Source organism: Sphingopyxis sp., assembly GCF_025869345.1.
In the GTDB taxonomy this organism is placed as follows: Bacteria; Pseudomonadota; Alphaproteobacteria; order Sphingomonadales; family Sphingomonadaceae; genus Sphingopyxis.
Genome location: NZ_JAOZVW010000124.1, coordinates 1 through 24,274, shown reverse-complemented (window position 1 = coordinate 24,274; position 24,274 = coordinate 1). Strand labels below are relative to the sequence as shown.

Here is a 24,274-nt window from a genome sequence, read left to right as displayed (position 1 = left end):
GAAAAAAGTTCGTGTAATGATAATGGGGCGGCCCCTGAGAGCCGCCCCATCCGATATCGTTTATTCCGCCTTGGCTTCCGGCGCCGCGGGCAGTTCGATCTTGCCGCCAGCCTTTTCGACCGCCTCGATCGCGCCCTTCGACGCACCGGCGACCGCGAAAGTCAGCTTGGCGGTCAGCTCGCCCTTGGCGAGGAGGCGGACGCCGTCCTTACCACCACGCGCAACACCGGCGGCCTTGAGCGCGGCATGGTCGACGGTCTTCTTGGCGTCGAGCTTCTTCTCGTCGATCAGCTTCTGGACCTGGCCCAGATTCACGATCGCATAATCCTTGCCGAAGATGTTGTTGAAGCCGCGCTTCGGGATGCGCATGTGGAGCGGCATCTGGCCGCCCTCGAAACCGTTGATCGCGACGCCGCTGCGGGCCTTCTGGCCCTTCTGGCCGCGGCCGGCGGTCTTGCCCTTGCCCGAGCCGATGCCGCGTCCGACGCGCATCCGGCCCTTGCGGGCGCCATTATTGTCACGAAGATCGTTGAGCTTGATAGTCATTGCACTCGCTTTCGCTGTGTTCGCGCTAGGAACCGTCCCGAGGGACTAGTCCGGTTCGATTTCACTCGATGGCTGAAAGCCGGGATAGGGTCCGGCCTTTTCCATCACGATGGCCTGGGCGACATAGCCGCGGCCATCGACTTCCGTAATCGAGGGGCTGCCGTGCAGCTGCCACCCCCGGTTGAGCAGTCCCTCGACGCGCGCGCAAAAGGCAGCGTCATCGGGACCGGTCAACAGGCGATAGAGCTTCATGCGGGTTTAGCCCTCGACGACTTCCACCATGTGCGGCAGCTTGCGGATCATGCCGCGCACTTCCGGGGTGTCGACCAGTTCGACCTCGCGGTGCATCTTGCCCAGGCCGAGGCCGGTCAGGATGGCGCGCTGGCTCTTGGGGCGACGGATCGGCGAACCGATCTGGCGGATCTTGATTGTCTTGTCGGCCATTGTCTTACTCCGTCACCGCCGCGGCTTCGGCCTCGGCTGCGCGGTCGGACGAGCCGCCACGCTTGATCAGGTCCGAAACCTTCTTGCCGCGGCGCTGCGCGACCGACTTCGGGCTGGTCTGCTCGCCGAGCGCCTCGAAGGTCGCGCGGATCATGTTATAGGGGTTCGAGGTGCCGACCGACTTGGTCACCACATCGGCCACACCCAGCGATTCGAACACGGCGCGCATCGGGCCGCCGGCGATGATGCCGGTCCCGGCGGGCGCCGAGCGCAGCGTGACGTTGCCGGCGCCGAACACGCCGCGGCCGTCATGGTGCAGCGTGCGGCCGTCGCGCAGCGGAACACGAATCATCGCCTTCTTCGCGGCCGCGGTCGCCTTCGAAATGGCTTCGGGCACTTCGCGCGCCTTGCCATGACCGAAACCGGCGCGGCCCTTGCCGTCGCCGACGACGACGAGCGCGGCGAAACCGAAGCGCTTGCCGCCCTTCACCGTCTTGGACACGCGGTTGATGTGGACGAGCTTTTCGATCAGCTCTTCGCCGCCATCCTCGTCGCGCGGGCGACGATCGTCGCGGCGGCCACGGCCACCATCGCGGCCACCCCGGCCGCCGTCACGACCACCGCCACGACCGCGGCGCGGAGCCTGGCCTTCGGTGGGGGCGGGGGCTGCTTCGGGGGCGCCTTCGGCGTTCTGAACTTCGTCTGCCATGATTAGAACTCCAATCCGCCTTCGCGCGCCGCGTCGGCCAGCGCCTTGATGCGCCCGTGGAACAGGAAGCCGCCGCGGTCGAACACGACCTGCGTCACGCCCGCCTTCTTGGCGGCGTCGGCAAGGCGCTTGCCGACGTCGGCTGCCGCCGCCGCGGTGGCGCCGGTCTTGCCGCGCACATCCTTGTCGAGCGTCGAGGCCGCGGCCAGCGTCTTGCCGGCGGCGTCATCGATGAGCTGCGCATAGATATGGCGGCCCGAGCGGTGCACCGAAAGCCGCGGCCGGCCGGCGGCGCGCTGACGGAGCGCGGTGCGGACGCGCTGGCGGCGTTTTTGGAAAGTGGTAAGATGTGCCATGGCTTACTTCTTCTTGCCTTCTTTGCGGAAGATGTACTCGCCGCGATATTTGATGCCCTTGCCCTTATAGGGTTCGGGCTTGCGCCAACGGCGGATTTCCGCCGCGACCTGGCCGACCTTCTGCTTGTCGATACCGCTGATCTCGATCGTCGTATTGTCCGGCGTCTTGATCTCGATGCCTTCGGGCACCGCGAAATCGACATCGTGGCTGTAGCCGAGCTGCAGCTTCAGCGTCTTGCCCTGCGAGTTGGCGCGATAGCCGACGCCGGTGATTTCGAGCACCTTGGTGAAGCCTTCGGTCACGCCGGTGACGAGATTCTGCACCAGCGTGCGCTGCATGCCCCAGAAGGCGCGTGCTTCGCGGCTGTCGTTCGCGGGCTGAACCGAGATGCTGCCTTCGCCGACTTCATATTTGATGTTGTCGGAAAGCGGCATCGCGAGCGTGCCCTTCGGCCCCTTGACCGACAGCGTGCCGCCGTCGATCGCGGCGGTGACGCCGCCGGGAACCGCCACTGATTTTTTACCGATGCGCGACATCAGAACACCTCCGCCAGCACTTCGCCGCCGACATTATGTTCGCGGGCTTCGGCGTCCGAAAGAACGCCGCGCGGGGTCGACACGATGGTGATGCCCAGGCCGTTGCGCACGATCGGCAGCTCTTTCGAGCCCGAATAGACGCGGCGGCCCGGCTTCGAAACGCGGGCCACGTGGCGGATCGCCGGCTGGCCCTCGAAATATTTGAGCTCGATGCGGATGCCCTTGTGCTGGCCCTTCGCGCCCAGCGTTTCTTCGCTGTAGCCGCGGATATAGCCTTCGCGCTGGAGCACATCGAGAACGCGGACGCGCAGGGTCGAGGCGGGGGTCAGGACGCTGTCCTTCTTCGCCTGCTGGCCGTTGCGGATGCGGGTGAGCATATCACCCAGGGGATCGGTCATTGCCATCTTCTAGTCCCTTACCAGCTCGATTTCACAACACCGGGGATCAGGCCCTTGTTGGCCAGATCGCGGAGCTGGATACGGCACAGCCGGAATTTACGGTAATAAGCGCGCGGACGGCCTGTCAGCTCGCACCGGTTGCGGATGCGGGTCGGGTTGCCGTTGCGCGGGATTTCCGCCATCTTGAGGCGCGCAATCAGACGCTCGCCATCGTCGAGCGAGGTGTCGGCGGCAATCGCCTTCAGCTTTGCGTAACGGCCGGCATATTTCTTCACCAGCTGCTTGCGACGCTCGTTCTTGTTCATCGAACTCAGTTTCGCCATGACTTAAGTTCTCTTTCCTTCTTGAAAGAGCCGGCCTGGTCCCAAGGGGATCAGGCGGCTTCCTTTTCCTGCGCTGCGATCGGGAAGGGGAAGCCGAACAGCTTGAGCAGTTCGCGGGCTTCGTCATCCGTGCGAGCGGTGGTGGTGACGATCACGTCCATGCCGCGCACCTGGTCGATGCGGTCATAGTTGATCTCGGGGAAGATGATCTGTTCCTTCAGGCCCATGGCATAGTTGCCACGGCCGTCGAAGCTGGTCGCCGACACGCCGCGAAAGTCGCGGATGCGCGGCATCGCGATCGTGATCAGGCGATCGAGGAACTCGTACATGCGTTCGCGGCGCAGGGTCACCTTGCAGCCGATCGGCATGCCTTCGCGCAGCTTGAACTGCGCGATCGACTTCTTCGCCTTGGTCACGACGGGCTTCTGGCCCGCGATCAGCTCCATTTCGGCTGCCGCGGCTTCGACCTTCTTCTTGTCCTGCGTGGCTTCGCCGACGCCCATGTTGAGCGTGATCTTCTCGATCTTCGGCACTTCCATCACATTCTTGTAACCGAACTTCTCGGTCATCGCCTTGACGATCTTGTCGTCATAGAGCTTGCGCATGCGCGGGGTGTAGGTGTCAGCCATTGATCGTCTCCCCGGACTTCACGGCCACGCGGACCTTCTTGCCGTCCTTGGTTTCAAAGCGGACGCGCGTCGGCTTGCCGGTCTTGGGATCGGCGAGCGCGACCTTGCTCGCGAAGAGCGGCGCTTCCTTGCGCTCGAGGCCGCCCTGCGGGTTCTGCTGGGTCGGCTTGCGGTGACGGGTGATGACGTTGACGCCCGCGACGACGACCTTGCCGTCCTTCGGCAGGCTCTGCGTCACTTCGCCGGTCTTGCCCTTGTCCTTGCCGGACAGGACGACGACCGTGTCACCCTTCTTGATCTTGTTCGCCATGGTCAGAGCACCTCCGGCGCCAGGCTGATGATCTTCATATAGCCCTTGCCGCGCAGTTCGCGGACGACGGGGCCGAAGATACGCGTGCCGATCGGCTCCTCATTCTTGTTGACGAGAACGGCGGCGTTGCTGTCGAAACGGATCACCGAACCGTCGGCGCGGCGCACATCCTTCGCGGTGCGGACGATGACGGCGCGATGCACGTCGCCCTTCTTCACCTTGCCGCGCGGCTGGGCTTCCTTGATCGACACGACGATCACGTCGCCGACGCCGGCGACACGGCGCTTCGAGCCGCCGAGCACCTTGATGCACTGGACGCGCTTCGCACCGCTGTTGTCGGCGACTTCCAATTGTGACTGCATCTGAATCATCGATGCACTTCCTTCTTCCTTGGCCTACCGGGGCTCCCCGGCGGTTCCGTGAAACTCTTTACGCTTGCGCGTCGATCTCGTCGGCCTTCTTCGCCTTGGTCGAGATTTCGACCTTGTCGAGAACCTTCCAGGTCTTCAGCTTCGAAATCGGCTTCGTTTCCTCGATGCGGACGGTTTCGCCGGCCTTGATGGCGTTGTCCTCATCGTGGGCATGATACTTTTTCGAGCGGCGGATGATCTTGCCGTACAGAGGGTGCTTGACCTTCCGTTCGACCTTCACGACCACGGTCTTGTCGCCCTTGTCGGACACCACCGTGCCGGTCAATATGCGCTTCGGCATGGGTTGGTCTCCTTACTTGGCGGCCGAGCGCACGCGCCCGGTCTGCTCGGTCTTGACGCGCGCGATGGTGCGGCGCACTTCCTTGACCCGCGATGCCTTTTCCAGCTGGCCGGTGGCGGCCTGGAAACGGAGGTTGAACGCCTCGCGCTTCAGTTCGCCAAGCTGTTCGGCGAGCTGGTCGTCGGTCTTCTTGGTCAGATCTTCGGTCTTGGCCATGGCCCTCAACCCTCCAGATGCGAGGTGTCGCCGAGGCGGGCAACGACCTTCGTCTTGATCGGCAGCTTCATCGCCGCGCGTTCGAACGCCAGCGCGGCCACCGGACCGGGGACACCGTCGAGTTCGAACAGGATACGGCCGGGCTTGACGCGGGCGGCCCAGAATTCAGGCGAACCCTTGCCCTTGCCCATGCGGACTTCGGCGGGCTTCGACGACACGGGAACGTCGGGGAAGACGCGGATCCACAGGCGGCCCTGGCGCTTGATCGCACGGCTGATCGCGCGGCGGGCCGCTTCGATCTGGCGCGCGGTGATGCGCTCGGGTTCCATCGCCTTCAGGCCGTAGGAGCCGAAGTTCAGGCTGGTGCCGCCCTTGGCGAGGCCATGGATGCGGCCCTTGAAAGCCTTGCGGAACTTGGTTTTTTTCGGTTGCAGCATGTCAGCAGTCCTTAGCGGCGATCGTCACGGGCCGGACGGACGCCGGTCGTCTGCGCATCGAGCATCAGACGGTCGGTCGCCATCGGGTCATGACCCAGGATCTCGCCCTTGAAGATCCAGACCTTGATGCCGCAGACACCGTAAGCGGTGTGCGCTTCGGCCTCGGCATAGTCGACGTTGGCGCGCAGCGTGTGCAGCGGCACGCGGCCTTCGCGATACCATTCGGTGCGCGCGATTTCCGCGCCGCCGAGACGGCCGGCGCAGTTGATGCGGATGCCCTCGGCGCCGAGACGCATCGCCGACTGCACCGCGCGCTTCATCGCGCGGCGGAAGGCGACGCGGCGTTCGAGCTGGTCGGCAATGCCCTGGCCGACGAGCTTGGCGTCGACTTCGGGCTTGCGGATCTCGACGATGTTCAGCGACACGTCGCTGCCCGTCAGCTCGCCGAGTTTCTTGCGCAGCTTTTCGATGTCGGCGCCCTTCTTGCCGATGATGACGCCCGGACGGGCGGCATAGATCGACACGCGGCACAGCTTCGCCGGACGCTCGATCACGACCTTCGAGATCGCGGCCTGCGGCAGGGTCTTGAACACATATTTGCGGATCTTCAGATCCTCGACCAACATGCGGCCATAGTCCTGGCCCTCGGCGAACCAGCGGCTGTCCCAGGTGCGGTTGACCTGCAGGCGCAGGCCGATCGGATTGCTCTTCTGGCCCATCTTACGCCTCTTCTTCCTGTTCGCGGACGACGATGCGGATGCGGCTGAAGGGCTTGACGATCCGGGTCGACTTGCCGCGGCCGCGAGCGTGCCAGCGCTTCATCGAGATCGACTTGCCCACGCTCGCTTCCTTGACGACCAGCGCGTCAACGTCGAGGTTGTGGTTGTTCTCCGCGTTGGCGACGGCGCTGGCGAGAACCTTGCGCACGTCGACGGCCATCGCCTTCTTCGAGAAAGCGAGGACGTTCATCGCGTCTTCGACCTTGCGGCCGCGGATCAGCGCGGCGACGAGGTTCAGCTTCTGCGCCGAACCGCGAATCTGCGTGCCGACCGAGAGCGCCTCGTTATCCGCAACGCGGCGGGGGGACTTTTCCTTGCCCATTAGCGTTTGCCCTTCTTGTCGGCCGCGTGGCCGGGGAAGAAGCGCGTCGGCGCAAATTCACCCAGCTTCATGCCGACCATGTCTTCATTGACCGACACCGGCACGAACTTGCGGCCGTTGTAGACATTGAAGGTCAGCCCGACGAACTGCGGCAGGATGGTGGACCGGCGCGACCAGGTTTTGATCGGGGCAGAGCTGCCACCGTCCTGGGCCGTTTCGGCTTTCTTGAGGAGATGAAGGTCGACAAACGGACCCTTCCAGACCGAGCGAGCCATGGCTTACCTCTTCTTCTTCGCGTGACGCGACCGGATGATCATCTTGTCGGTCGACTTGTTATGGCGGGTACGGGCACCCTTGGTCGGCTTGCCCCACGGGGTCACCGGATGACGGCCACCCGAGGTGCGGCCTTCACCACCGCCGTGCGGGTGATCGACCGGGTTCTTGGCGACGCCGCGAGTCAGCGGACGCTTGCCGAGCCAGCGGCCGCGGCCCGCCTTGCCCAGATTGGTGTTCTGGTTGTCGGGGTTCGACACCGCGCCGACCGTGCCCATGCACTCGCCGCGAATGTAGCGCTGCTCGCCCGAACCGAGACGCACGATGACGAGGCCGCGGTCACGACCGACGACCTGCGCATAGGTGCCGGCCGAACGGGCGATCTGGCCGCCCTTGCCCGGCTTCATCTCGATATTGTGGACGATCGTGCCGACCGGCATCTGCGACAATTCCATCGCATTGCCGGGCTTCACGTCGGTCTTCTTGCCGGCAACGACGGTGTCGCCCACGGCCAGACGCTGCGGCGCCAGAATATAGGTCTGTTCGCCGTCCTCATATTTCACGAGGGCGATGAATGCCGTGCGGTTGGGGTCATATTCCAGACGCTCGACGGTGGCCGGCATGTCCCACTTGCGACGCTTGAAGTCGATGAAGCGGTACTTCTGCTTGTGGCCGCCGGCGATGCCGCGCGAGGTCACATGACCCTTGTTGTTGCGGCCGCCGGTCTTGCGCTTGCCTTCGGTCAGCGCCTTGACGGGCTTGCCCTTCCACAGCGACGACTTGTCGACGAGGATCAGGCCGCGCTGCGCGGGGCTGGTCGGGTTATAATGTTTGAGTGCCATTTTCTTTCGCCTTCCCGAGCCGCTCAGACGCCCGTGGTGACGTCGATCGACTGGCCTTCGGCCAGGCGAACGATCGCCTTCTTCACGTCGCTGCGGGTGTAGGGCTTGCCCTTCCAGCGCTTGGTCTTGCCCTTGGTGACAAGCGTGTTGACGCCGACGACCTTGACATCGAACAGCGCCTCGACGGCCGCCTTGATCGCGGGCTTGGTCGCGTCATTGGCGACCTTGAACACCACGGCGTTGTTTTCGCTGAGCAGCGTCGACTTTTCGGTGATCACCGGAGCGAGGATCACGTCATAATGACGCGCATCGACAGTTTTTGCCTTAGCCATTGAAGCGTGCCTCCAGCTTTTCGACCGCCGCGCGGGTCAGGACCAGCGTGTCGGCACGGATGATGTCATAGACATTGGCGCCCGCTGCCGGCATCGCATCGATGCCGATCAGGTTAGCCGATGCCATCGCGAAGCTGGCGTGGACCGCGTCACCATCGATGAACAGGGCGCGATTGCCGAGGTCGAGCTTGCCGAGCTTGCCGGCGAGCGCCTTGGTCTTCGCATCCTTGAGCTCGAGCGTGTCGAGAACGACGAGCTTGCCACCCAGCGCCTTGTCGCTCAGCGCCATCTTGAGGCCGAGGCTGCGGATCTTCTTGTTCAGCGAGTGGCCGAAGGTGCGGGCCCGCGGGCCGTGCGCCTTGCCGCCGCCGATGAAGATCGGTGCCTTGCGATCGCCGTGACGAGCCGTGCCGCCGCCCTTCTGGCGACCGAACTTCTTGCCGGTGCGGGCGACGTCGCTGCGCTCGCGCGCGGCGCGGGCGGGGCCGCGGCGCTTTTCGAGCTGCCACGCGACGACGCGGTGCAGGATGTCGGTGCGCGCATCGACGCCAAAGACGTCGTCGTTAAGGTCGATGTCGGCGCCAGCCTTGCCATCGAGGGTCTGAACCTTGACCTTCATGATCAGGACTCCTGTGCGCCGTCGGCGGCCGCGGTGTCGACGACGGTCGCTTCGACCGGCGTTTCGACCGGCGCGTCAGCCGGGGCATCGTTGGTGTTGGCCGCGCTCTTGATGCCCGCCGGATAGGGAGCCTCAGGGTGACGCGGCAGCTTCACCGCATCGCGGACGAGCAGCCAGCCGCCCTTCGAGCCGGGAACCGAGCCCTTGACGAAGAGGAGGCCGCGTTCGACGTCGGTGCGGACGATTTCGAGATTCTGCTGGGTGCGATTGCGCGCGCCCATGTGGCCGGCCATCTTCTTGTTCTTGAAGACGCGGCCGGGATCCTGGCGGTTACCGGTCGAACCATGCGCACGGTGGCTGATCGACACACCGTGGGTCGCGCGCATACCGCCGAAACCCCAGCGCTTCATCGCACCGGCAAAGCCCTTGCCCTGGGTCACGCCCTGGATGTCGACGATCTGGCCGGCGACGAAATGGTCGGCCGAGAGTTCGGCACCGACGTCGAGCGTCGCGTCGTCGGCGACGCGGAATTCGACGAGCTTCGCCTTGGGCTCGACCTCGGCCTTGCCATAGGCGCCGCGCTGCGGCTTGGCGACGTTCTTCGCCTTGGCCGACCCGGCACCGAGTTGAACGGCCACATAGCCGTCGCGGTCTTTATCGCGCACGGAGACGACCTGGCAGCCTTCGAGGCTCAGGACGGTGACGGGCACATGGCGGCCGTCGTCCTGAAACAGGCGGGTCATCCCCATTTTCTTCGCGATCACGCCAGTACGCATGATCATACTCCTCAACAGAGGCCGGGCGGACCATTCCGCACGGCTTGCGGGACCCACCGAGGCAAACCCCGGCGGAACCCTCCCAGCCCAAGATTTCGATGCATCGCCCCGTCCGGGCTGAGGTGCCGCCATCCCGAAGGACCTGCGGCGAGACGGGGGACGCAGCCCGGATCAAGTCCGGCGGTATCCTCCGAAACCTTGTTGTGTTCCTGCGAAAGCAGGAACCCAGGGCGGCTTCAGCGCGACCTGTCGGCCGCTTTACCCTGGGCTCCGGATCAAGTCCGGAGCACGCTGGCTCAGGCCAGCTTGATCTCGACATTCACGCCCGCGGCGAGGTCGAGCTTCATCAGCGCGTCGACCGTCTGCGGGGTGGGCTGCACGATGTCGAGCAGCCGCTTGTGGGTACGCACCTCGAACTGCTCGCGCGACTTCTTGTCGATGTGCGGACCGCGGTTCACGGTGAATTTTTCAATACGCGTCGGAAGCGGGATCGGACCGCGAATGAGAGCGCCCGTGCGACGTGCCGTATCGGCAATGTCGGTGGTGGCCTGATCGAGCACGCGGTGATCAAAGGCCTTCAGGCGAATGCGAATATTCTGCGTTTCCATGACTGTTCCAGTCGAATCCCGTCTAACGATGCGAAAGAGCCGAAATGGCCTGTCCCGGCCTCCTGTTGGAAGCCGGTGAGGCCATCAAAAACCTTTAAGCTACGAGCCGCGCGAATCGATCCGAATCGCGCGGCTCGCGGCCCTATATTACTTTGTGATCGTCGCGACAACCCCTGCGCCGACCGTGCGGCCGCCTTCGCGAATCGCGAAGCGCAGACCCTGGTCCATGGCGATCGGGGCGATCAGCTTGACCGACAGCTGGACGTTGTCGCCCGGCATGACCATTTCGGTGCCCTCGGGGAGGACGACCTCGCCGGTGACGTCGGTGGTGCGGAAGTAGAACTGCGGACGATAGTTGGCGAAGAACGGCGTGTGACGGCCGCCCTCGTCCTTCGACAGGACATAGACTTCCGAGGTGAACTCGGTGTGCGGGGTGATCGAGCCGGGCTTGGCCAGAACCTGGCCGCGCTCGACTTCTTCACGGCCGACGCCGCGGATCAGCGCACCGATGTTGTCGCCGGCTTCGCCCTGATCGAGCAGCTTGCGGAACATTTCGACGCCGGTGACGGTCGTCTTCTTGGTGTCCTTGATGCCGACGATCTCGACTTCTTCACCGACCTTGACGACGCCGGTTTCGACGCGGCCGGTGACGACGGTGCCGCGACCCGAGATCGAGAACACGTCTTCGATCGGCATCAGGAAGGGCTTGTCGAGCGGACGCTCGGGCTGCGGAATCCATTCGTCGACGGCGGCCATCAGCTTGAGGACCGCGTCCTTGCCGATGTTGTCGTCGCGGCTTTCCAGCGCGGCGAGGGCCGAACCGGCGATGATCGGAATATTGTCGCCGTCGAAGTCGCGCTTCGAGAGCTCTTCGCGGATCTCGAGTTCGACGAGCTCGAGCAGTTCGGGATCGTCGAGCTGATCGACCTTGTTGAGGAAGACGACCATGGTCGGAACGCCGACCTGCTTCGCGAGCAGGATGTGCTCCTTGGTCTGCGGCATCGGGCCGTCGGCGGCCGACACGACGAGGATCGCGCCGTCCATCTGCGCGGCGCCGGTGATCATGTTCTTCACATAGTCGGCGTGGCCCGGGCAATCGACGTGCGCATAGTGGCGGTTGTCGGTTTCATATTCGACGTGCGAGGTCGAGATGGTGATGCCGCGCTCGCGCTCCTCGGGCGCCTTGTCGATGTTCGCGAAGTCGACGGCCGCGTTGCCCGCGATGTTTTCCGCCAGCACCTTGGTGATCGCCGCGGTCAGCGAGGTCTTGCCATGGTCGACGTGACCGATGGTGCCGATGTTACAGTGCGGCTTCGTCCGCTCAAATTTAGCCTTAGCCATGATATGGAACCTTCTTGTTCATGTGTTTGGGTTGATCAGTTTGGACGAGCCTGCTGAATCAGGCGCCGCCCTTAGTAGGTCTTGCCGCGCGGCGCAAGTCCGCGCGGCCTGAGCCCATCAGGCCATCTTGGCCTTCACCTCTTCGGCGACGTTCGTCGGCACTTCTTCATAATGCGAGAACTGCATCGAATAGCTGGCGCGCCCCTGGCTGAAGCTGCGCAGCTGATTCACATAACCGAACATATTCGCCAGCGGCACGATCGCCTCGACGACCTGGGCGATGCCGCGGCTGTCGGTGCCCTGAATCTGCCCGCGGCGGCTGTTGAGATCGCCGATCACATCCCCCATGAATTCCTCGGGAGTCACGACCTCGACCTTCATCACCGGTTCGAGCAGCTTGATGCCGGCTTTCGCCGCCACTTCGCGCATCGCCGCACGGCCCGCGATTTCGAACGCCAGCGCCGACGAGTCGACGTCGTGATAGGCGCCGTCCGTGAGCTTGATTTCGAAGTCGATGATCGGGAACCCGATCATGTGACCGTTTTCGGCCGATTCGCGCATGCCCTTTTCAACCGACGGGATATATTCGCGCGGGATGTTGCCGCCCTTGATCTCGTCGATGAAGGTGATGCCCGAACCGCGCTCGCCGGGGGCGACGCTGACCTTGACGCGGCCGAACTGGCCCGAGCCGCCCGACTGCTTCTTGTGGGTATAATCGACGTCGACCGGCTTCGCGAGCGATTCGCGATACGCCACCTGCGGCGCGCCGACATTCGCCTCGACCTTGAACTCGCGCTTCATGCGATCGACGAGGATGTCGAGGTGGAGCTCGCCCATGCCCTTGATGATCGTCTGGCCCGATTCATGATCGGTTGAAACGCGGAACGAGGGATCCTCGGCGGCCAGGCGGTTGAGCGCGATGCCCATGCGTTCCTGGTCGGCTTTGGTTTTCGGTTCCACCGACAGCTCGATGACCGGCTCGGGGAATTCCATCCGCTCGAGGATGATCGGCGCATTGGTGGCGCAGAGCGTGTCCCCGGTGGTGGTTTCCTTGAGGCCTGCCAGCGCGACGATGTCGCCCGCATAGGCTTCCTCGATGTCCTCGCGGCTGTTCGCATGCATCAGCAGCATACGGCCGACCTTTTCCTTCTTGTCCTTGACCGAGTTCAGGTAGGTGCCCTTGTTCAAGGTGCCCGAATAGATGCGGGCGAAGGTGAGCGAACCGACGAACGGATCGTTCATGATCTTGAACGCGAGCAGCGACAGCGGCGCCGAGTCCGAGGTCTCGCGCGAGTCGGGCTGGTCGTTCGCCGGGTTGATGCCCTGGACGTCGGGAATGTCGAGCGGCGAGGGCAGATAATCGACGACCGCGTCGAGCAGCGCCTGCACGCCCTTGTTCTTGAACGACGAGCCGCACAGCACGGGCACGAAGGCCTGCGCCAGCGTGCCCTTGCGGATCAGCGCCTTCAGCGTCGCGACGTCGGGGACGGTGCCCTCGAGATAGGCTTCCATCGCATCGTCGTCCTGTTCGACGGCGAGCTCGACCAGCTTTTCGCGATATTCGGCGGCCTTGTCCTTGAGGTCGGCCGGAATCTCCTCATAGAAGAATTCGGCGCCGAGGCTTTCGTCCTTCCAGATGATCGCGCGCTCGTTGACGAGGTCGACGAGACCGATGAAGTCGCTTTCGGCGCCGATGGGCAGATACAGCACCGCCGGCGTCGCGCCGAGGCGATCGATGATCGTCTGCACGCAATAATAGAAATTGGCGCCGGTGCGATCGAGCTTGTTGATGTAGCACATGCGCGGAACTTTATATTTGTCCGCCTGGCGCCACACGGTTTCCGACTGCGGCTCGACGCCGGCAACGCCGTCGAACGCGGTGATCGCGCCGTCGAGGACGCGAAGCGAGCGCTCGACCTCGATCGTGAAATCGACGTGTCCGGGGGTGTCGATGATATTCAGGCGATGCTCGGGGCCTTTGCCCTCATCGGCCTTCCACAGGCAGGTGGTCGCCGCCGACGTGATCGTGATGCCGCGTTCCTGTTCCTGTTCCATCCAGTCCATCGTCGCGGCGCCGTCATGGACTTCGCCGATCTTGTAGGACTTGCCGGTGTAATAGAGAATGCGCTCGGTCGTCGTGGTCTTGCCGGCGTCGATGTGCGCCATGATCCCAAAGTTGCGATAATGTTCGAGCGGATGGCTGCGTGCCATGGTCTTTTCCTTGGATTTGGGGGGCGGCCGGTGGGGCCGCCCCCGATATAGGAAGGTTTGTTACGATTGCGAGACGGCTGACCGTCCGCGCGAATTACCAGCGATAGTGGCTGAAGGCGCGGTTCGCTTCGGCCATGCGATGCGTGTCTTCGCGCTTCTTGACCGCATTGCCGCGGTTGTTCGACGCGTCGAGCAGTTCGCCCGACAGGCGCGCGGCCATCGTGGTTTCGCTGCGGTTGCGCGCGGCAGCGATCAGCCAGCGGATCGCCAGCGCCTGCGCACGGTCGGGACGGACCTCGACCGGAACCTGATAGGTCGCGCCGCCGACGCGGCGGCTGCGGACTTCGATGTTCGGACGGATGTTCGCCAGCGCTTCGTGGAAGACGCCGATCGGCTCCTTCTTGGCGCGGGCCTCGACCGATTCCAGGGCACCGTAGACGATGCTTTCGGCGACGGACTTCTTCCCGTCCAGCATGACGCTGTTCATGAATTTCGACAGCACGACATCCCCGAAACGGGGATCGGGCAGGATTTCGCGGCGTTCGGGACGACGACGACGAGCCATGGGTAATTCCTTTTACAACAGCATCCCGGCGCAAGAGCGGCCAGGGATGATCAAATAGCCGAAAAAGCGGTCCTTACTTCGGACGCTTCGCACCGTATTTCGAACGGCTCTGCTTGCGGTCCTTCACGCCCTGCGTATCGAGCACGCCGCGCAGGACGTGGTAACGCACACCGGGAAGGTCGCGGACACGACCACCGCGGATCAGCACGACGCTGTGTTCCTGGAGGTTGTGGCCTTCGCCGGGAATGTAGGTGATGACTTCGCGCTGGTTGGTCAGGCGGACCTTCGCAACCTTGCGGAGCGCCGAGTTCGGCTTTTTCGGGGTCGTCGTATAGACACGGGTGCAAACGCCGCGCTTCTGCGGGTTCGCTTCCATCGCCGGGACCTTGGAGTTCGCCTTTTGCGGCGTCCGGCCCTTGCGGACCAGCTGGTTGATCGTGGGCATGAATGCTTCACCTTTTTGTGTTCGCCCATCAAAGCGAACGGTTACTGTACCGCGGTGGATGAAGCTCCGGCCGCTTGCCCGCCAAAAAGGGCGAAAAACGGCCGACCTGATAACAGCAAAAGACCCCGGCGGAATCGCATTGATCCTCCGGAGGCTCCATCCGCGCCAGCAATGTTCAAGCGCTGTTGTAACTGAAAAAGGCGGCAAACCGCCCTTTTCGGTCGAGCGCGCCCCTAGCGGCGATTCCCCCGATGGTCAAGAGGCGGGCGCTTCGCGGCCGTAATATTGTTGCGCCGCCGCGTCCGCGCTATCCCCCCTGCCATGCCCGCGCCCCGCCACGCCAGCTTTGCCCCGCACGTCGCCCGCGATACGCGGCTGCTGATTCTCGGCAGCCTGCCCGGCGCGCGGTCGCTCGCCGAACGGCAATATTATGCGCATCCGACCAACCAGTTCTGGCGCCTGCTCGGCGACGTCCTCGCCCGGCCGCTCGCGGCGATGCCCTATGCCGAGCGGCTGGCGGAGCTGCACGCAATGAAGGTCGGGCTGTGGGATGTGATCCGCACCGCCGAGCGGCGCACGAGCAGCGATTCGCTGATCCGCGAAGCCGAGCCGCACGATCTGGCCGCGCTGGTCGCCGATCTACCCGCGCTCCGGATGATCGCGTTCAACGGCGGCAAGGCGGCGGCGATCGGCCGGCGCCAGCTGCCCCCGCTCGAAGCCATCGCGATCGTCGACCTGCCGTCGAGCAGCGCCGCGCACACGATCGGCTTCGCGGCGAAACGCGATTCCTGGCTGGCGCTGCGCGCCGCGCTTTAGAACCCCATCGAAAAGCGGAGTGCCGCGCCCTTGTCGTCGGGCAGCGCCGCGATGTGGCCCGGATCCCGGCGCCACCATGTGTTGGCGATGAGATCGCCGCCGAACAGCGACAGCGCGTAGCTCGCCTCGACCACCAGTTCGCGACCCGTCGGAGCGAGATTATAGGTGCGCCGCCCAAAGGTGGCGCCGCCGGTGTCATAATCATAGGCGACGGGCAGCATCAAATCGAGGCCGCCACGGGTAACGCGCAGCGGCTGCGCGAAACGCAGCGCGGCGCGATCGCCGGTCCCGAACAACTCCGCCTTGGCGATGTCGAACGAAAAGGCGGCCGAGCGGAGCGTACCGCCCGCAATCAGCCCGCCATGATCGGGCCGCGTCCACATCTGACGCCACGCCCCCGACAGGCTCCAGCCGCCGTCGAGATCGAGCCCGAGGCTGGCGTCGCCGACGAGGCTGGCTGCGCCACCGGCCCCGAACACCGGGCCGAGGCGCGCGCCGAGAAGGCTGTCCGATTCGCGGACCCAGCTGCCCCCCAGCATCGCGCGGACGCGGCCGAAGCGCCCGTCCCACGCCGCTCCCAGCCGCTGATAGCGGCTGTCGCGGCCCGAGCGATAGCGAAGCAGCGGATCGTCCTGCCAGCGCGATCCCGACACCCAGCCGTTTTCGGCGGTGAGGCTGAACCTCTGCCCGTGGCCGAGGTCGCGGCGAAGCAGCAGCCCGGCGCCCGGGCTCGCCGCGAAGCCGAGCCCCTCCTGCGCCGCGTCGGCGATCAGCATCGCGTGGTTCGATTCGCCGCGCTCGCCCGCAACCAGGCCGCTGAGGCCGCGCCCCGCGGCAAAACCGATCCGCGTCCGATCGTCCAGCCGCGCGATCATCGACGCGGCGATCGTGCGCGCCTGCCGCGCGTCGCGAAAGGACAGCCCCGCCAGGGCATCGCCGCCGGGCGCGGTCAGGACCGAGAGCGCCAGCGCGTCCGACGCGGCGCTTTGCTGGCGGACGAGACCGCCGATCGCACCCGACAATTTGAAATCGGGGCGCCGCGGCATCAGCGACCGGCCGAAATCGACGTTGAAGGCGCGGCCATATCCGTCGGTGACCAGCCCGACAGCGGTCGCCGCACCCGCGCCGCCCGCATCGCCCATCGGGCCGCCGAGCAGGCCGAGCGCGGTGTCGAGCCGCACCGCGCTCGCGGTGCCCGCCAGGGTCGTGGCACCCATCGGCTGAAAGGCCCGCGCGATGTCGAGAATGCCCTGCCCGAACACCGCATCCTCGCCCGCCGCCCCCGCGTCGCGCGCCGACTGATAGAGCAGTTGCACGATCTGCTGGCTGGTCAGATTGGGAAAGGCCTGCGCAATCAAGGCCACCGCTCCGGCAATCTGCGGCGCGGCAAAGCTGGTGCCGCTGAGAACGAAGACGGAATTGCCCTCGGTCTCGATCGCCCCATCCTTGTAGGCGCAGCACACATCCTCACCGAGCGCCGCGAGATAAGATTCGGCATAGCCGCCGGCGCGGTTGCTGAAGCTGGAGATCACGCCCCGGTCGTCGACCGATCCCGCGATGATCACCAGCCCGCCGCCGGCATCGCGCAGGCCCTGCGCGAAAGGTTCGGGATTGTCGGGATCATTGCCGTTCGCGGTCGTGTCGCCTTCGTTGCCGGCCGAGAGGACGACGATGATCCCCGCCGCGGTCGCGCGCGCCACCGCGGCGCGCAGCCCCGTGCCCGGCGGGTCTTCGCCGCCCAGCGAGATGTTGACGACGCGCGCGCCGGCGCTGATCGCGCGGTCGAGCCCCGCCGCGATCGCGCTGTCGCCGAAGCGGCACCCGCTTTCGTCATCGTCGGGGTCCTCGGTCGCACAGCTTCCCGGCCGGTCGGCGCGCAGCACGAGCAGATTGGCGTTGAAGGCGATGCCGAAGGTGCCCGCATCATTCTTGCCGCCGAGCAGCACCTGCGCAACATTGGTCCCGTGCGTCCCCTCGGCATTGATGCCGCGCGATCCGGCGACGTCGGCCGAGGCGGGCGAAATGCGTCCTGCGAATTCGGGGCTGTCCTCGTCGATCCCGTCGTCGATCACCCCTGCCAGTATGCCTTGCCCGGTCGCGCCCGCCTGATAGGCGGTGATCGCACCGTGGAAATTCACCCCGTCCGATCGCCGTGTCTCGGCGGTGTTGAAATTTCCGGTCGGCGGCGGCGTGGGCGCCGGAGTAGGGGTAGGAGTCGGAGCGGGGGTGGGGGCCGGAGGCGGTGCGGGCGTCGGCGACGGCCGCGCTCCACCGCCGCCGCAACCGGCGAGCGACAAGGCAGCGACGCTCAGAAGCAGCGGCAGAGGTCGCCGGGCAAGTCCCCGGACCGAACGGCGCCGCACGCTCTCCATCATCGCCCGTCTCCCCTATCCCCTCATGATCATAGCATTTTCCGGTTTAGGCCCAAAGCCATTGCCGCAAAGTAAAGCATCCGCCTTGCCGCCGCGGCGCCCGGCCCTTATGCGGCCGGTCACCATGACTGTGCCGATCGACCATATCGACAATTGGATCTTCGATCTCGATAACACGCTCTATCCGCCGTCGGCGAAGCTGTTCGATCTGATCGATGCGCGCATGGGCGCCTTCATCATGCGCCTGCTGGGCGTCGATGCGGTCGAGGCGCGGCGGGTGCAGAAGCAATATTTCCACGACCATGGCACGACGATGGCGGGATTGATGCGGCATCACGGCGTCGATCCCGAGACGTTTCTGGTCGACGTCCACGATATCGCGCTCGACCGGCTGAGCATCGACGCCCGGCTGCGCGCCGGGCTCGAACGGCTGCCGGGGCGGCGGCTGATCTTCACCAACGCCGACGCCGATTATGCCGCGCGCGTGCTGGCGGCGCGCGGGATCGCCGACCTGTTCGACGGCATCTGCGACATCCGCGTCACGCGCTACACGCCCAAGCCCGATCCCGAAGCCTATTCGGCGATGATCGCGCACCTCGGCGTCGATCCGGCGAGGAGTCTGTTCGTCGAGGATATGGCGCGCAACCTGACGCCCGCCAAAGCACTCGGCATGACGACCGTGTGGCTGGACAATGGCAGCGAAAGCGGCCATCGCGACCACCTGCCAAGCCATGTCGATTTCCACGCGACCGACATCGCCGACTGGCTCGACGACCTGCCTTTACCTTGGGGACTTTCATGACCGACCTGCAAACGACGATCGAAGCCGCCTGGGACGCGCGCGACACGCTGGGGCTGACGACGGCCGGCGCGGTGCGCGAGGCGGTCGAAACCGCGATTGCCGGGCTCGACGACGGCAGCTTCCGCGTCGCCGAGCGCGACGCCGGCGGGAGGTGGCAGGTCAACCAGTGGCTCAAGAAAGCGGTGCTGCTGTCGTTCCGCCTCAACGACATGGAGATCATCGAGGGCGGGCCGGGCGGCGCGACCTGGTGGGACAAGGTGCCATCGAAATTCGCCGGCTGGGGCGAAAACCGTTTCCGCGACGCCGGCTTTCGTGCGGTGCCCGGATCGATCGTCCGCCGCGGCGCCTATATCAGCAAGGGCGCGGTGCTGATGCCGAGCTTCGTCAACATCGGCGCTTATGTCGGCGATGGGTCGATGGTCGATGCCTGGGCCACCGTGGGAAGCTGCGCGCAGATCGGCGCCAATGTCCATCTGTCGGGCGGCGCCGGAATCGGCGGCGTGCTCGAGCCTTTGCAGGCGGGTCCGGTGGTGATCGAGGACGGCGCCTTCATCGGCGCGCGCGCCGAAGTCGCCGAGGGCGTGATCGTGCGCGAGGGCGCGGTGCTGTCGATGGGCGTCTATCTCGGCGCCTCGACCAAGATCGTCGATCGCGCGACCGGCGAGGTCTTCATCGGCGAAGTGCCGCCCTATGCCGTCGTCGTCCCCGGATCGCTCCCGGGCAAGCCGCTCCCCGACGGAACGCCGGGACCGTCGCTCTATTGCGCGGTGATCGTCAAGCGCGTCGACGCGCAGACGCGCGCCAAGACCGGGATCAACGAGCTGCTGCGCGATTGATCCTGTCGTCGCCCCCGCGAAGGCGGGGGCCGCTATCGAGGTAGCGCAAGGCTGCTTGCGGCCCCCGCCTACGCGGGGGGGGCGGGTTTCAACGCTCGCTCAGATAATAGCGCTCGCGCGCGGTCAGGTCGTCGGCGAGGTCATAGACGATCGGCTGGCCGGTCGGAATTTCCAGCCCGGTGATGTCGGCGTCCGAAATGCCCGACAGATGCTTGACCAGCGCGCGCAGGCTGTTGCCGTGCGCCGAGATCAGCACCGTTTTGCCTGCCCTCAGCTCGGGCGCGATGACGCCGTCATAATAGGGCAGCACCCGCGCGATTGTATCCTTGAGGCTTTCGGTCGACGGGATCGCGATGCCGGCGTAGCGCGGGTCTTTCGACAGGTCATAGGGCGAATCGGCGGCCAGCGGCGGCGGCGGAATATCGAAGCTGCGGCGCCAGATCTTCACCTGCTCGTCGCCATGCTTCGCCGCCGTCTCGGCCTTGTCGAGTCCGGTGAGGCCACCGTAATGCCGCTCGTTGAGGCGCCAGTCCTTGGTCACCGGCAACCACAGGCGGCCCATCGCCTCGAGCGCGAGGTTCAGCGTCTTGATCGCGCGCGTCTGGACCGAGGTGAAGCCGATGTCGGGGGCGATGCCCTTGTCCTTCATCAGTTCGCCCGCCGCCCACGCTTCCGCCGCGCCTTTTTCGGTGACGTCGACGTCCCACCAGCCGGTGAAGCGGTTTTCGAGATTCCATTGCGACTGGCCGTGGCGGATGAGGATGAGCTGCGGCATGGGCGGTCCTTCGGCTGGAGGGGATTCGCCGCGCCATAGCGCCAGTTGCGCCCGAACGCCAACGCCCCCTTGAAATGGTTTCCAGGGTTACCAGATTCAACGCGTCCGGCCGCCAGAACGGGGCCGGACGGTGATCGCGGCACGCCCCATGATTCGGGCCGCGGTCCCTTTGCTTCGCTTTGACAAGGAAGAATTGAGCCATGCGTAACAATTTCGACTGGACCCCCTATCGCCGTTCGACCGTCGGTTTCGACCGATTGTTCGATTTCCTCGAAACCGGCGGATCGGCCGCCGAAAATTATCCGCCGTTCGATATCGAAAAGCTCGGCGACGACCATTTCCGCATCACCGTCGCGGTCGCGGGATTCAAGACTGACGAGATCGACATCACCGCGCAGCAGAACATGCTGACCGTCAGCGGCCGCAAGGCGCCCGCCGGCGAGGGCGAAGGCCGCCAGATGCTCTATTCGGGCATTGCGACGCGCGCGTTCGAGCGCCGCTTCCAGCTTGCCGACTTCGTCCGCGTCGGCAAGGCCGATCTGGCCGACGGGCTGCTGGCGATCGACCTGGTGCGCGAAGTGCCCGAGGCGATGAAGCCGCACAAGATCGCGATCGGCGGCGTCGCGCCGTCGGTGATCGAGGACAAGAAGGCCGCCTGAGCCCCCCCTTGCCCTTCTACCCTTTTGCCCTTCGGGGCATGAAGAACGGGGTCCGGTCCCTCTCCCGGACCCCGTTTTCTTTTTCCGTCAGAGCATCTGGTCGAGCGTCTGGAGACAGGCGTGCGCGAGCAGCTTCGAACGTTCGGGCGACCAGCCCTGCACCGGGTCGGGCAGGTCGCGATTGTCCTTGAACGGCATCTCCAGCGTCATCGACACCGCGCCGAAGCGTTCGGCGAGCTGAGTCGTCGACATGCTGAGATTCGCCTGACCGGGCGCTGAAAATTCATAGCCGAGCTCGACCTGAAAATCGGGGGTGTTCGCGGCAAGCGCGGTCTGGAACGCCCGGTATTTCGCGATCTGCGCGTCCTTCAGCGACGGAATGCCCTCAAACCCCGCGAGGAAGACCGCCGGGATCGCCTCGTCGCCATGGACGTCCATCGCCCAGTCGACGCCGCTTTCGTCCATCGCATTCCGCACGCACAGCACTTCGGGGCTGCGTTCGGCAGTCGGATTGTCCCATTCGCGGTTGAGGTTCACCCCGGCATAGTTGGTGCGCAGATGGCCGCGCCGCGACCCGTCGGGATTCATGTTCGGGACGATATGGAAACGGCATTTGCCCAGCAGCGACCGCGCATAAGGGTCGGCGGGATCGGTGAGCTTTTCGAGCGCGCCCTCCATCCACCATTCGGCCATCGATTCGCCCGGATGCTGGCGCGCATAGAGCCAGACCTGCGTGTCGCCGGTGCCCATTTCGAGGCAGTCGATCGGCTGACCCTCGAGGCTGGTGCCGAGGCAGCGATAGGTGACGCCTTCGCATTCGGCGACCGAGGCGACCAGATCATGGTGGCGCTCCATCGAATAGGGCGCGAAATAGGCGACCCAGAGCAGCGGCCCTTCGGCGGTGTGGCGGATCGTCAGCGTGCCCGCGTCATAGCTGGTGTCGAGGCGGAACCAATGCTCGCGGTCATAGCTCGCGGCGGCGGCATAGCCGGGCCAGCCGTCGGGATAGGCCGAGTTCGCCAGGCCGGCGATCGCAAGCTCGAGCGCGTCGCCGGCGGTGCAGGCGACACGAAAGTGGAACCATTGATAGAAATCGGATTCGCGATCCTTGCGGATGGAAAGACGCGCCGAAGGGCCCTCGACGCTGTCCACGACGATATTGCCGCTGTCGAACGCGGCGTTGATGCTGATAGTCATGGGACGCTGATAGTGCGTCCCGATTCGCCGGGAAAGTCCCTGAATAGAGCTTCGGCCAATTTCGCCGCGGCGAGCGAGGGCTGCGAGGCGGGCGCCTTCACCGGAATCGCGGTCAGCGCGCGGCCTTCCCACAGGGCCTGGCCCGATGCCGCATCGTCGATGCGCACCGACAGTTGAAGGTCGGCCATCCGCTTCGGTCCGCCGCCAAGATTGATCCCCACGCCGAGCCCGACCCCCGAGCCATAGCTGCCGGTCGAGCCGCCGACCCCGACCGAAACCGGCGAGCGCCGCGCCGCGGGGGCCTGTTCGTTGCGATCGAAGCCGATGCGGACCTTGAGCGGGGCGCGCTCGCCGTTCGCCGCGGCGACGAGGCCCTGGCGCTGCAATTGCTGTTCGACCGCGGTGCGATAGCTCGACCATTCGAGAGAAGGCGCGTTGGCGCCCACCCCCGTGCCGGCCATCGCCGCCGGATCGCCGAGCGGCGCCTCGTCGACGGCATAGCGCGTGCCCGGCGCCCAGCCCGTGGGCGCATTGCCGTGAAAGCGGGTAACTTCGACCGGCGGCACGGCTGTCGCACAGCCGCCGAGCGCGAGCGACGCTGCGATCAGCAGCGTGGCAGGGAGATGACGCGTCATGCACGCACCATGCGCCACAAAATCTGGCCTGGCAATGAACGGGATGCGTGGAGAAATCCTCCCCACGGCTGCGCCGCAGGGAGAATCGGGATCACCGATAGAAGATATGATTATCGATCGACGCGACGCGCGTCTTGCGCCAGCCCGGCGAGACATAGCGCGCGTGGAAGAAGAGCGCACCCGGCGCCTGCGTCTTCCAGCTTCCGTCGCGCGCGATCTGCGCGATGGCGACGGCGTTGTTCCACTGGGCCGCGTTGCGGATCGCGGGCATCTTGCCGTGGCGGACGAAGCTGAACTGGCTCGGCTGGTGGACGACGCCGCACAGGCTCTTGGGAAAGCGGCCCGACTTGGCGCGGTTGATCACGACATGCGCGACGGCGAGCTGACCCGCGAGCGATTCGCCGCGCGATTCGAAATAGACGGCGCCGGCGAGGCAGCGGAGTTCGGGGTCGATCTCGGCCGGACGATCGGTCGCGGCGACGAGCTCGGCCAGCGAATCGATATCCAGCGCCGGCTTCGGTTCGGCCGCGGGTTCGTCCCTGCGTTCGGAATCAGGGTTTTCGGAAAGGGGGCTTTGGGGAAGGGTCACGACCGGCTGTTCGCTTGTCGTCGTGGCATCCGCCGGGTCTCTCTGCGGCGCATCGGCGCCCGGCAGGGTGATGGCGGGAAGATTCGCGCTGGCCGCGAGATCGCTCGCGAAGCCCGGTTCGGCCAGCAGCAGCATCGCGGTGGCGGTCATGCCGACAGCGGCCGCGCTGGCGGCGTTCAAAATGCGACTCATATAATCCGTCAAAAGGGCGGCTGATGGACCGGAACCTCAAGACAGGCGGGTGAGCTATATCTGGCTCTATGCCGCCTGCGGCCATCATCCGACTGCGTGTCCGAACCGTTTTCGGGGCGCTTTGCCAAGGCAGGGCAACCCACGGAACGACCTACGCGTTATGGAATGGGCGCGACTTATTGTGCGCCGCAACAGAGTCAAGTTAACGCAGCCCACTCCGCGACGAGTTGTGGCGCATCTGCGATATCCAGTTCGACGATCCACAGGTCGGGATCGGCCTTTCGCCGCCGTTCCTGATAGTTTGCGCGGGCTTCACCATCTTTTGGGTCATCGGGCCCCACGGCCTGCCAGATATAGCGTCCGTCCAGCGAAAAGCGGCGTTCCAGCAACGGTCCGGGCTCCCCGCGATCGCTGCATTGGACGAGGATGATCCCGGAAGTTTCGTCCCCCCGCGCGAGGATCGCCGCGAAGCCGCCGGCCGCTTCGGTACGGCGGAGGAGGAGATCGACGAGAAAGCGACTCTTGAGCCGAGCCACGGAGACGGTCGCGCCTCTAGGGTCTGGCCCCGCACTTTTCGGGTCCGAGGCGTCGAAATGGCGAAGATATCGGGTTCGGGCGGGTGCAGCGGGTAGCATCGCTACCCGCAAGGCCGCGCGGACCCGAGATCGAAGC

General features: G+C 65.4%; 36 protein-coding genes. 4 read left to right on the top strand and 32 right to left on the bottom strand.

Translation table 11 applies throughout. The annotated features are described in order from the left end of the window. Positions 1-60 precede the first annotated feature (60 nt). From rplO to rpsL, 26 genes are all read right to left on the bottom strand, one after another. Positions 61-546 (bottom strand): 50S ribosomal protein L15, encoded by a 486-nt coding sequence (gene rplO / locus OJI97_RS13240; protein WP_257546085.1) that lies wholly within the window; start codon positions 544-546, stop codon positions 61-63. A 45-nt stretch (positions 547-591) separates the two neighbouring features. Then, positions 592-798: a DUF1737 domain-containing protein gene (locus tag OJI97_RS13235; RefSeq protein ID WP_297664175.1), complete on the bottom strand. Its 207-nt coding sequence runs from the start codon at positions 796-798 to the stop codon at positions 592-594. 6 nt (positions 799-804) lie between these two features. Beyond that, complete coding sequence (rpmD, locus tag OJI97_RS13230; RefSeq protein WP_297664173.1) at positions 805-990, bottom strand: 50S ribosomal protein L30; 186 nt, start codon at positions 988-990, stop codon at positions 805-807. A gap of 4 nt (positions 991-994) precedes the next feature. After that, entirely contained in the window at positions 995-1,699 is a 705-nt protein-coding gene (rpsE, locus tag OJI97_RS13225; protein WP_297664171.1) for a 30S ribosomal protein S5, read from the bottom strand. A gap of 2 nt (positions 1,700-1,701) precedes the next feature. Then, the gene (gene rplR, locus OJI97_RS13220; RefSeq protein WP_105999115.1) at positions 1,702-2,055 is read right to left on the bottom strand and encodes a 50S ribosomal protein L18; all 354 of its coding nucleotides are present in this window, start codon (positions 2,053-2,055) and stop codon (positions 1,702-1,704) included. Positions 2,056-2,058: 3 nt separating this feature from the next. After that, positions 2,059-2,592 carry a 50S ribosomal protein L6 gene (rplF, locus tag OJI97_RS13215; protein WP_297664168.1) on the bottom strand — a complete coding sequence of 178 codons (534 nt, stop codon included), beginning with the start codon at positions 2,590-2,592 and terminating at the stop codon, positions 2,059-2,061. Further along, complete coding sequence (rpsH, locus tag OJI97_RS13210; RefSeq protein WP_297664166.1) at positions 2,592-2,996, bottom strand: 30S ribosomal protein S8; 405 nt, start codon at positions 2,994-2,996, stop codon at positions 2,592-2,594. The genes rplF and rpsH overlap by 1 nt, the downstream gene beginning before the upstream one ends. Positions 2,997-3,007: 11 nt before the next feature. Further along, the gene (gene rpsN, locus OJI97_RS13205) at positions 3,008-3,313 is read right to left on the bottom strand and encodes a 30S ribosomal protein S14 (protein ID WP_039578292.1); all 306 of its coding nucleotides are present in this window, start codon (positions 3,311-3,313) and stop codon (positions 3,008-3,010) included. Between the two features lie 50 nt (positions 3,314-3,363). Next, entirely contained in the window at positions 3,364-3,942 is a 579-nt protein-coding gene (gene rplE / locus OJI97_RS13200; RefSeq protein ID WP_297664163.1) for a 50S ribosomal protein L5, read from the bottom strand. Further along, entirely contained in the window at positions 3,935-4,252 is a 318-nt protein-coding gene (rplX, locus tag OJI97_RS13195) for a 50S ribosomal protein L24 (RefSeq protein WP_257546113.1), read from the bottom strand. Before rplX ends, rplE begins: the two co-directional genes overlap by 8 nt. Before the next feature lie 2 nt (positions 4,253-4,254). Next, positions 4,255-4,623, bottom strand: coding sequence for a 50S ribosomal protein L14 (rplN, locus tag OJI97_RS13190; protein ID WP_033074348.1), 369 nt, complete (start codon positions 4,621-4,623; stop codon positions 4,255-4,257). Between the two features lie 58 nt (positions 4,624-4,681). Then, positions 4,682-4,963 (bottom strand): 30S ribosomal protein S17, encoded by a 282-nt coding sequence (gene rpsQ / locus OJI97_RS13185; protein ID WP_297664160.1) that lies wholly within the window; start codon positions 4,961-4,963, stop codon positions 4,682-4,684. A 12-nt stretch (positions 4,964-4,975) separates the two neighbouring features. Further along, positions 4,976-5,179: a 50S ribosomal protein L29 gene (gene rpmC / locus OJI97_RS13180; protein ID WP_297664157.1), complete on the bottom strand. Its 204-nt coding sequence runs from the start codon at positions 5,177-5,179 to the stop codon at positions 4,976-4,978. A gap of 5 nt (positions 5,180-5,184) precedes the next feature. After that, complete coding sequence (gene rplP / locus OJI97_RS13175) at positions 5,185-5,616, bottom strand: 50S ribosomal protein L16 (protein WP_257546126.1); 432 nt, start codon at positions 5,614-5,616, stop codon at positions 5,185-5,187. A gap of 11 nt (positions 5,617-5,627) precedes the next feature. Next, positions 5,628-6,335, bottom strand: coding sequence for a 30S ribosomal protein S3 (gene rpsC, locus OJI97_RS13170; RefSeq protein ID WP_297664154.1), 708 nt, complete (start codon positions 6,333-6,335; stop codon positions 5,628-5,630). A gap of 1 nt (position 6,336) precedes the next feature. Further along, the gene (gene rplV / locus OJI97_RS13165) at positions 6,337-6,717 is read right to left on the bottom strand and encodes a 50S ribosomal protein L22 (protein WP_054589690.1); all 381 of its coding nucleotides are present in this window, start codon (positions 6,715-6,717) and stop codon (positions 6,337-6,339) included. Then, positions 6,717-6,992: a 30S ribosomal protein S19 gene (gene rpsS / locus OJI97_RS13160; protein WP_037556370.1), complete on the bottom strand. Its 276-nt coding sequence runs from the start codon at positions 6,990-6,992 to the stop codon at positions 6,717-6,719. The genes rplV and rpsS overlap by 1 nt, the downstream gene beginning before the upstream one ends. 3 nt (positions 6,993-6,995) lie before the next feature. Continuing rightward, a complete protein-coding gene (gene rplB / locus OJI97_RS13155) occupies positions 6,996-7,832 on the bottom strand; it encodes a 50S ribosomal protein L2 (RefSeq protein WP_297664148.1) in 837 nt (278 codons plus the stop codon). Positions 7,833-7,855: 23 nt separating this feature from the next. After that, positions 7,856-8,164, bottom strand: a complete 309-nt coding sequence (locus tag OJI97_RS13150; protein ID WP_033074355.1) for a 50S ribosomal protein L23 — start codon at positions 8,162-8,164, stop codon at positions 7,856-7,858. Further along, the gene (rplD, locus tag OJI97_RS13145) at positions 8,157-8,783 is read right to left on the bottom strand and encodes a 50S ribosomal protein L4 (RefSeq protein ID WP_297664145.1); all 627 of its coding nucleotides are present in this window, start codon (positions 8,781-8,783) and stop codon (positions 8,157-8,159) included. The genes OJI97_RS13150 and rplD overlap by 8 nt, the downstream gene beginning before the upstream one ends. Positions 8,784-8,785: 2 nt before the next feature. After that, positions 8,786-9,559, bottom strand: a complete 774-nt coding sequence (rplC, locus tag OJI97_RS13140) for a 50S ribosomal protein L3 (RefSeq protein ID WP_297664144.1) — start codon at positions 9,557-9,559, stop codon at positions 8,786-8,788. Positions 9,560-9,855: 296 nt separating this feature from the next. Further along, positions 9,856-10,167, bottom strand: coding sequence for a 30S ribosomal protein S10 (gene rpsJ / locus OJI97_RS13135; RefSeq protein ID WP_011543089.1), 312 nt, complete (start codon positions 10,165-10,167; stop codon positions 9,856-9,858). A 147-nt stretch (positions 10,168-10,314) separates the two neighbouring features. Further along, positions 10,315-11,508, bottom strand: coding sequence for an elongation factor Tu (gene tuf, locus OJI97_RS13130; RefSeq protein WP_297664142.1), 1,194 nt, complete (start codon positions 11,506-11,508; stop codon positions 10,315-10,317). 117 nt (positions 11,509-11,625) lie between these two features. Then, a complete protein-coding gene (gene fusA / locus OJI97_RS13125) occupies positions 11,626-13,719 on the bottom strand; it encodes an elongation factor G (protein WP_297664140.1) in 2,094 nt (697 codons plus the stop codon). Between the two features lie 94 nt (positions 13,720-13,813). After that, complete coding sequence (gene rpsG / locus OJI97_RS13120; protein WP_297664138.1) at positions 13,814-14,284, bottom strand: 30S ribosomal protein S7; 471 nt, start codon at positions 14,282-14,284, stop codon at positions 13,814-13,816. Between the two features lie 73 nt (positions 14,285-14,357). Next, positions 14,358-14,729, bottom strand: a complete 372-nt coding sequence (rpsL, locus tag OJI97_RS13115) for a 30S ribosomal protein S12 (RefSeq protein ID WP_105999100.1) — start codon at positions 14,727-14,729, stop codon at positions 14,358-14,360. Positions 14,730-15,050: 321 nt separating this feature from the next. Here rpsL and OJI97_RS13110 point away from each other — a divergent pair, with 321 nt between their 5' ends. After that, the gene (locus tag OJI97_RS13110) at positions 15,051-15,545 is read left to right on the top strand and encodes a DNA-deoxyinosine glycosylase (protein WP_297664135.1); all 495 of its coding nucleotides are present in this window, start codon (positions 15,051-15,053) and stop codon (positions 15,543-15,545) included. On the opposite strand, the gene OJI97_RS13105 is transcribed toward OJI97_RS13110, so the two are convergent. Further along, positions 15,542-17,683: a S8 family peptidase gene (locus OJI97_RS13105; RefSeq protein ID WP_297664133.1), complete on the bottom strand. Its 2,142-nt coding sequence runs from the start codon at positions 17,681-17,683 to the stop codon at positions 15,542-15,544. The genes OJI97_RS13110 and OJI97_RS13105 overlap by 4 nt on opposite strands. Positions 17,684-18,041: 358 nt before the next feature. On the opposite strand from OJI97_RS13105, the gene OJI97_RS13100 reads away from it, so the two are divergent. Then, complete coding sequence (locus OJI97_RS13100) at positions 18,042-18,719, top strand: pyrimidine 5'-nucleotidase (RefSeq protein WP_297664131.1); 678 nt, start codon at positions 18,042-18,044, stop codon at positions 18,717-18,719. Next, on the top strand, positions 18,716-19,555 hold the full coding sequence (gene dapD / locus OJI97_RS13095; protein ID WP_297664129.1) for a 2,3,4,5-tetrahydropyridine-2,6-dicarboxylate N-succinyltransferase: 840 nt from the start codon (positions 18,716-18,718) through the stop codon (positions 19,553-19,555). The genes OJI97_RS13100 and dapD overlap by 4 nt, the downstream gene beginning before the upstream one ends. A gap of 88 nt (positions 19,556-19,643) precedes the next feature. Here the strand turns inward: dapD and gpmA are convergent, their stop codons facing one another. Further along, entirely contained in the window at positions 19,644-20,330 is a 687-nt protein-coding gene (gene gpmA, locus OJI97_RS13090) for a 2,3-diphosphoglycerate-dependent phosphoglycerate mutase (RefSeq protein WP_297664127.1), read from the bottom strand. 200 nt (positions 20,331-20,530) lie between these two features. Between gpmA and OJI97_RS13085 the strand changes: the two genes are divergently transcribed. After that, positions 20,531-20,989 (top strand): Hsp20 family protein, encoded by a 459-nt coding sequence (locus OJI97_RS13085; RefSeq protein ID WP_297664125.1) that lies wholly within the window; start codon positions 20,531-20,533, stop codon positions 20,987-20,989. A gap of 87 nt (positions 20,990-21,076) precedes the next feature. On the opposite strand, the gene OJI97_RS13080 is transcribed toward OJI97_RS13085, so the two are convergent. The 4 genes from OJI97_RS13080 to OJI97_RS13065 form a co-directional block, all read right to left on the bottom strand. Further along, on the bottom strand, positions 21,077-22,186 hold the full coding sequence (locus OJI97_RS13080; RefSeq protein ID WP_297664123.1) for a M14-type cytosolic carboxypeptidase: 1,110 nt from the start codon (positions 22,184-22,186) through the stop codon (positions 21,077-21,079). After that, positions 22,183-22,821: a DUF4136 domain-containing protein gene (locus OJI97_RS13075; protein ID WP_297664121.1), complete on the bottom strand. Its 639-nt coding sequence runs from the start codon at positions 22,819-22,821 to the stop codon at positions 22,183-22,185. The genes OJI97_RS13080 and OJI97_RS13075 overlap by 4 nt, the downstream gene beginning before the upstream one ends. Before the next feature lie 91 nt (positions 22,822-22,912). Continuing rightward, positions 22,913-23,602, bottom strand: coding sequence for a cell wall hydrolase (locus OJI97_RS13070; protein ID WP_297664119.1), 690 nt, complete (start codon positions 23,600-23,602; stop codon positions 22,913-22,915). A 197-nt stretch (positions 23,603-23,799) separates the two neighbouring features. Continuing rightward, on the bottom strand, positions 23,800-24,138 hold the full coding sequence (locus tag OJI97_RS13065) for a DUF1491 family protein (RefSeq protein WP_297664117.1): 339 nt from the start codon (positions 24,136-24,138) through the stop codon (positions 23,800-23,802). Positions 24,139-24,274: the final 136 nt, after the last annotated feature.

Excerpts from the sequence above, each read along its gene's own strand:
- rplO (WP_257546085.1), bottom strand. The coding sequence starts at position 546 with ATGACTATCAAGCTCAACGATCTTCGTGACAATAATGGCGCCCGCAAG.
- OJI97_RS13235 (WP_297664175.1), bottom strand. The coding sequence starts at position 798 with ATGAAGCTCTATCGCCTGTTGACCGGTCCCGATGACGCTGCCTTTTGC.
- rpmD (WP_297664173.1), bottom strand. The coding sequence starts at position 990 with ATGGCCGACAAGACAATCAAGATCCGCCAGATCGGTTCGCCGATCCGT.
- rpsE (WP_297664171.1), bottom strand. The coding sequence starts at position 1,699 with ATGGCAGACGAAGTTCAGAACGCCGAAGGCGCCCCCGAAGCAGCCCCC.
- rplR (WP_105999115.1), bottom strand. The coding sequence starts at position 2,055 with ATGGCACATCTTACCACTTTCCAAAAACGCCGCCAGCGCGTCCGCACC.
- rplF (WP_297664168.1), bottom strand. The coding sequence starts at position 2,592 with ATGTCGCGCATCGGTAAAAAATCAGTGGCGGTTCCCGGCGGCGTCACC.
- rpsH (WP_297664166.1), bottom strand. The coding sequence starts at position 2,996 with ATGGCAATGACCGATCCCCTGGGTGATATGCTCACCCGCATCCGCAAC.
- rpsN (WP_039578292.1), bottom strand. The coding sequence starts at position 3,313 with ATGGCGAAACTGAGTTCGATGAACAAGAACGAGCGTCGCAAGCAGCTG.
- rplE (WP_297664163.1), bottom strand. The coding sequence starts at position 3,942 with ATGGCTGACACCTACACCCCGCGCATGCGCAAGCTCTATGACGACAAG.
- rplX (WP_257546113.1), bottom strand. The coding sequence starts at position 4,252 with ATGGCGAACAAGATCAAGAAGGGTGACACGGTCGTCGTCCTGTCCGGC.
- rplN (WP_033074348.1), bottom strand. The coding sequence starts at position 4,623 with ATGATTCAGATGCAGTCACAATTGGAAGTCGCCGACAACAGCGGTGCG.
- rpsQ (WP_297664160.1), bottom strand. The coding sequence starts at position 4,963 with ATGCCGAAGCGCATATTGACCGGCACGGTGGTGTCCGACAAGGGCGAC.
- rpmC (WP_297664157.1), bottom strand. The coding sequence starts at position 5,179 with ATGGCCAAGACCGAAGATCTGACCAAGAAGACCGACGACCAGCTCGCC.
- rplP (WP_257546126.1), bottom strand. The coding sequence starts at position 5,616 with ATGCTGCAACCGAAAAAAACCAAGTTCCGCAAGGCTTTCAAGGGCCGC.
- rpsC (WP_297664154.1), bottom strand. The coding sequence starts at position 6,335 with ATGGGCCAGAAGAGCAATCCGATCGGCCTGCGCCTGCAGGTCAACCGC.
- rplV (WP_054589690.1), bottom strand. The coding sequence starts at position 6,717 with ATGGGCAAGGAAAAGTCCCCCCGCCGCGTTGCGGATAACGAGGCGCTC.
- rpsS (WP_037556370.1), bottom strand. The coding sequence starts at position 6,992 with ATGGCTCGCTCGGTCTGGAAGGGTCCGTTTGTCGACCTTCATCTCCTC.
- rplB (WP_297664148.1), bottom strand. The coding sequence starts at position 7,832 with ATGGCACTCAAACATTATAACCCGACCAGCCCCGCGCAGCGCGGCCTG.
- OJI97_RS13150 (WP_033074355.1), bottom strand. The coding sequence starts at position 8,164 with ATGGCTAAGGCAAAAACTGTCGATGCGCGTCATTATGACGTGATCCTC.
- rplD (WP_297664145.1), bottom strand. The coding sequence starts at position 8,783 with ATGAAGGTCAAGGTTCAGACCCTCGATGGCAAGGCTGGCGCCGACATC.
- rplC (WP_297664144.1), bottom strand. The coding sequence starts at position 9,559 with ATGCGTACTGGCGTGATCGCGAAGAAAATGGGGATGACCCGCCTGTTT.
- rpsJ (WP_011543089.1), bottom strand. The coding sequence starts at position 10,167 with ATGGAAACGCAGAATATTCGCATTCGCCTGAAGGCCTTTGATCACCGC.
- tuf (WP_297664142.1), bottom strand. The coding sequence starts at position 11,508 with ATGGCTAAGGCTAAATTTGAGCGGACGAAGCCGCACTGTAACATCGGC.
- fusA (WP_297664140.1), bottom strand. The coding sequence starts at position 13,719 with ATGGCACGCAGCCATCCGCTCGAACATTATCGCAACTTTGGGATCATG.
- rpsG (WP_297664138.1), bottom strand. The coding sequence starts at position 14,284 with ATGGCTCGTCGTCGTCGTCCCGAACGCCGCGAAATCCTGCCCGATCCC.
- rpsL (WP_105999100.1), bottom strand. The coding sequence starts at position 14,729 with ATGCCCACGATCAACCAGCTGGTCCGCAAGGGCCGGACGCCGCAAAAG.
- OJI97_RS13110 (WP_297664135.1), top strand. The coding sequence starts at position 15,051 with ATGCCCGCGCCCCGCCACGCCAGCTTTGCCCCGCACGTCGCCCGCGAT.
- OJI97_RS13100 (WP_297664131.1), top strand. The coding sequence starts at position 18,042 with ATGACTGTGCCGATCGACCATATCGACAATTGGATCTTCGATCTCGAT.
- dapD (WP_297664129.1), top strand. The coding sequence starts at position 18,716 with ATGACCGACCTGCAAACGACGATCGAAGCCGCCTGGGACGCGCGCGAC.
- gpmA (WP_297664127.1), bottom strand. The coding sequence starts at position 20,330 with ATGCCGCAGCTCATCCTCATCCGCCACGGCCAGTCGCAATGGAATCTC.
- OJI97_RS13085 (WP_297664125.1), top strand. The coding sequence starts at position 20,531 with ATGCGTAACAATTTCGACTGGACCCCCTATCGCCGTTCGACCGTCGGT.
- OJI97_RS13080 (WP_297664123.1), bottom strand. The coding sequence starts at position 22,186 with ATGACTATCAGCATCAACGCCGCGTTCGACAGCGGCAATATCGTCGTG.
- OJI97_RS13075 (WP_297664121.1), bottom strand. The coding sequence starts at position 22,821 with ATGACGCGTCATCTCCCTGCCACGCTGCTGATCGCAGCGTCGCTCGCG.
- OJI97_RS13070 (WP_297664119.1), bottom strand. The coding sequence starts at position 23,602 with ATGAGTCGCATTTTGAACGCCGCCAGCGCGGCCGCTGTCGGCATGACC.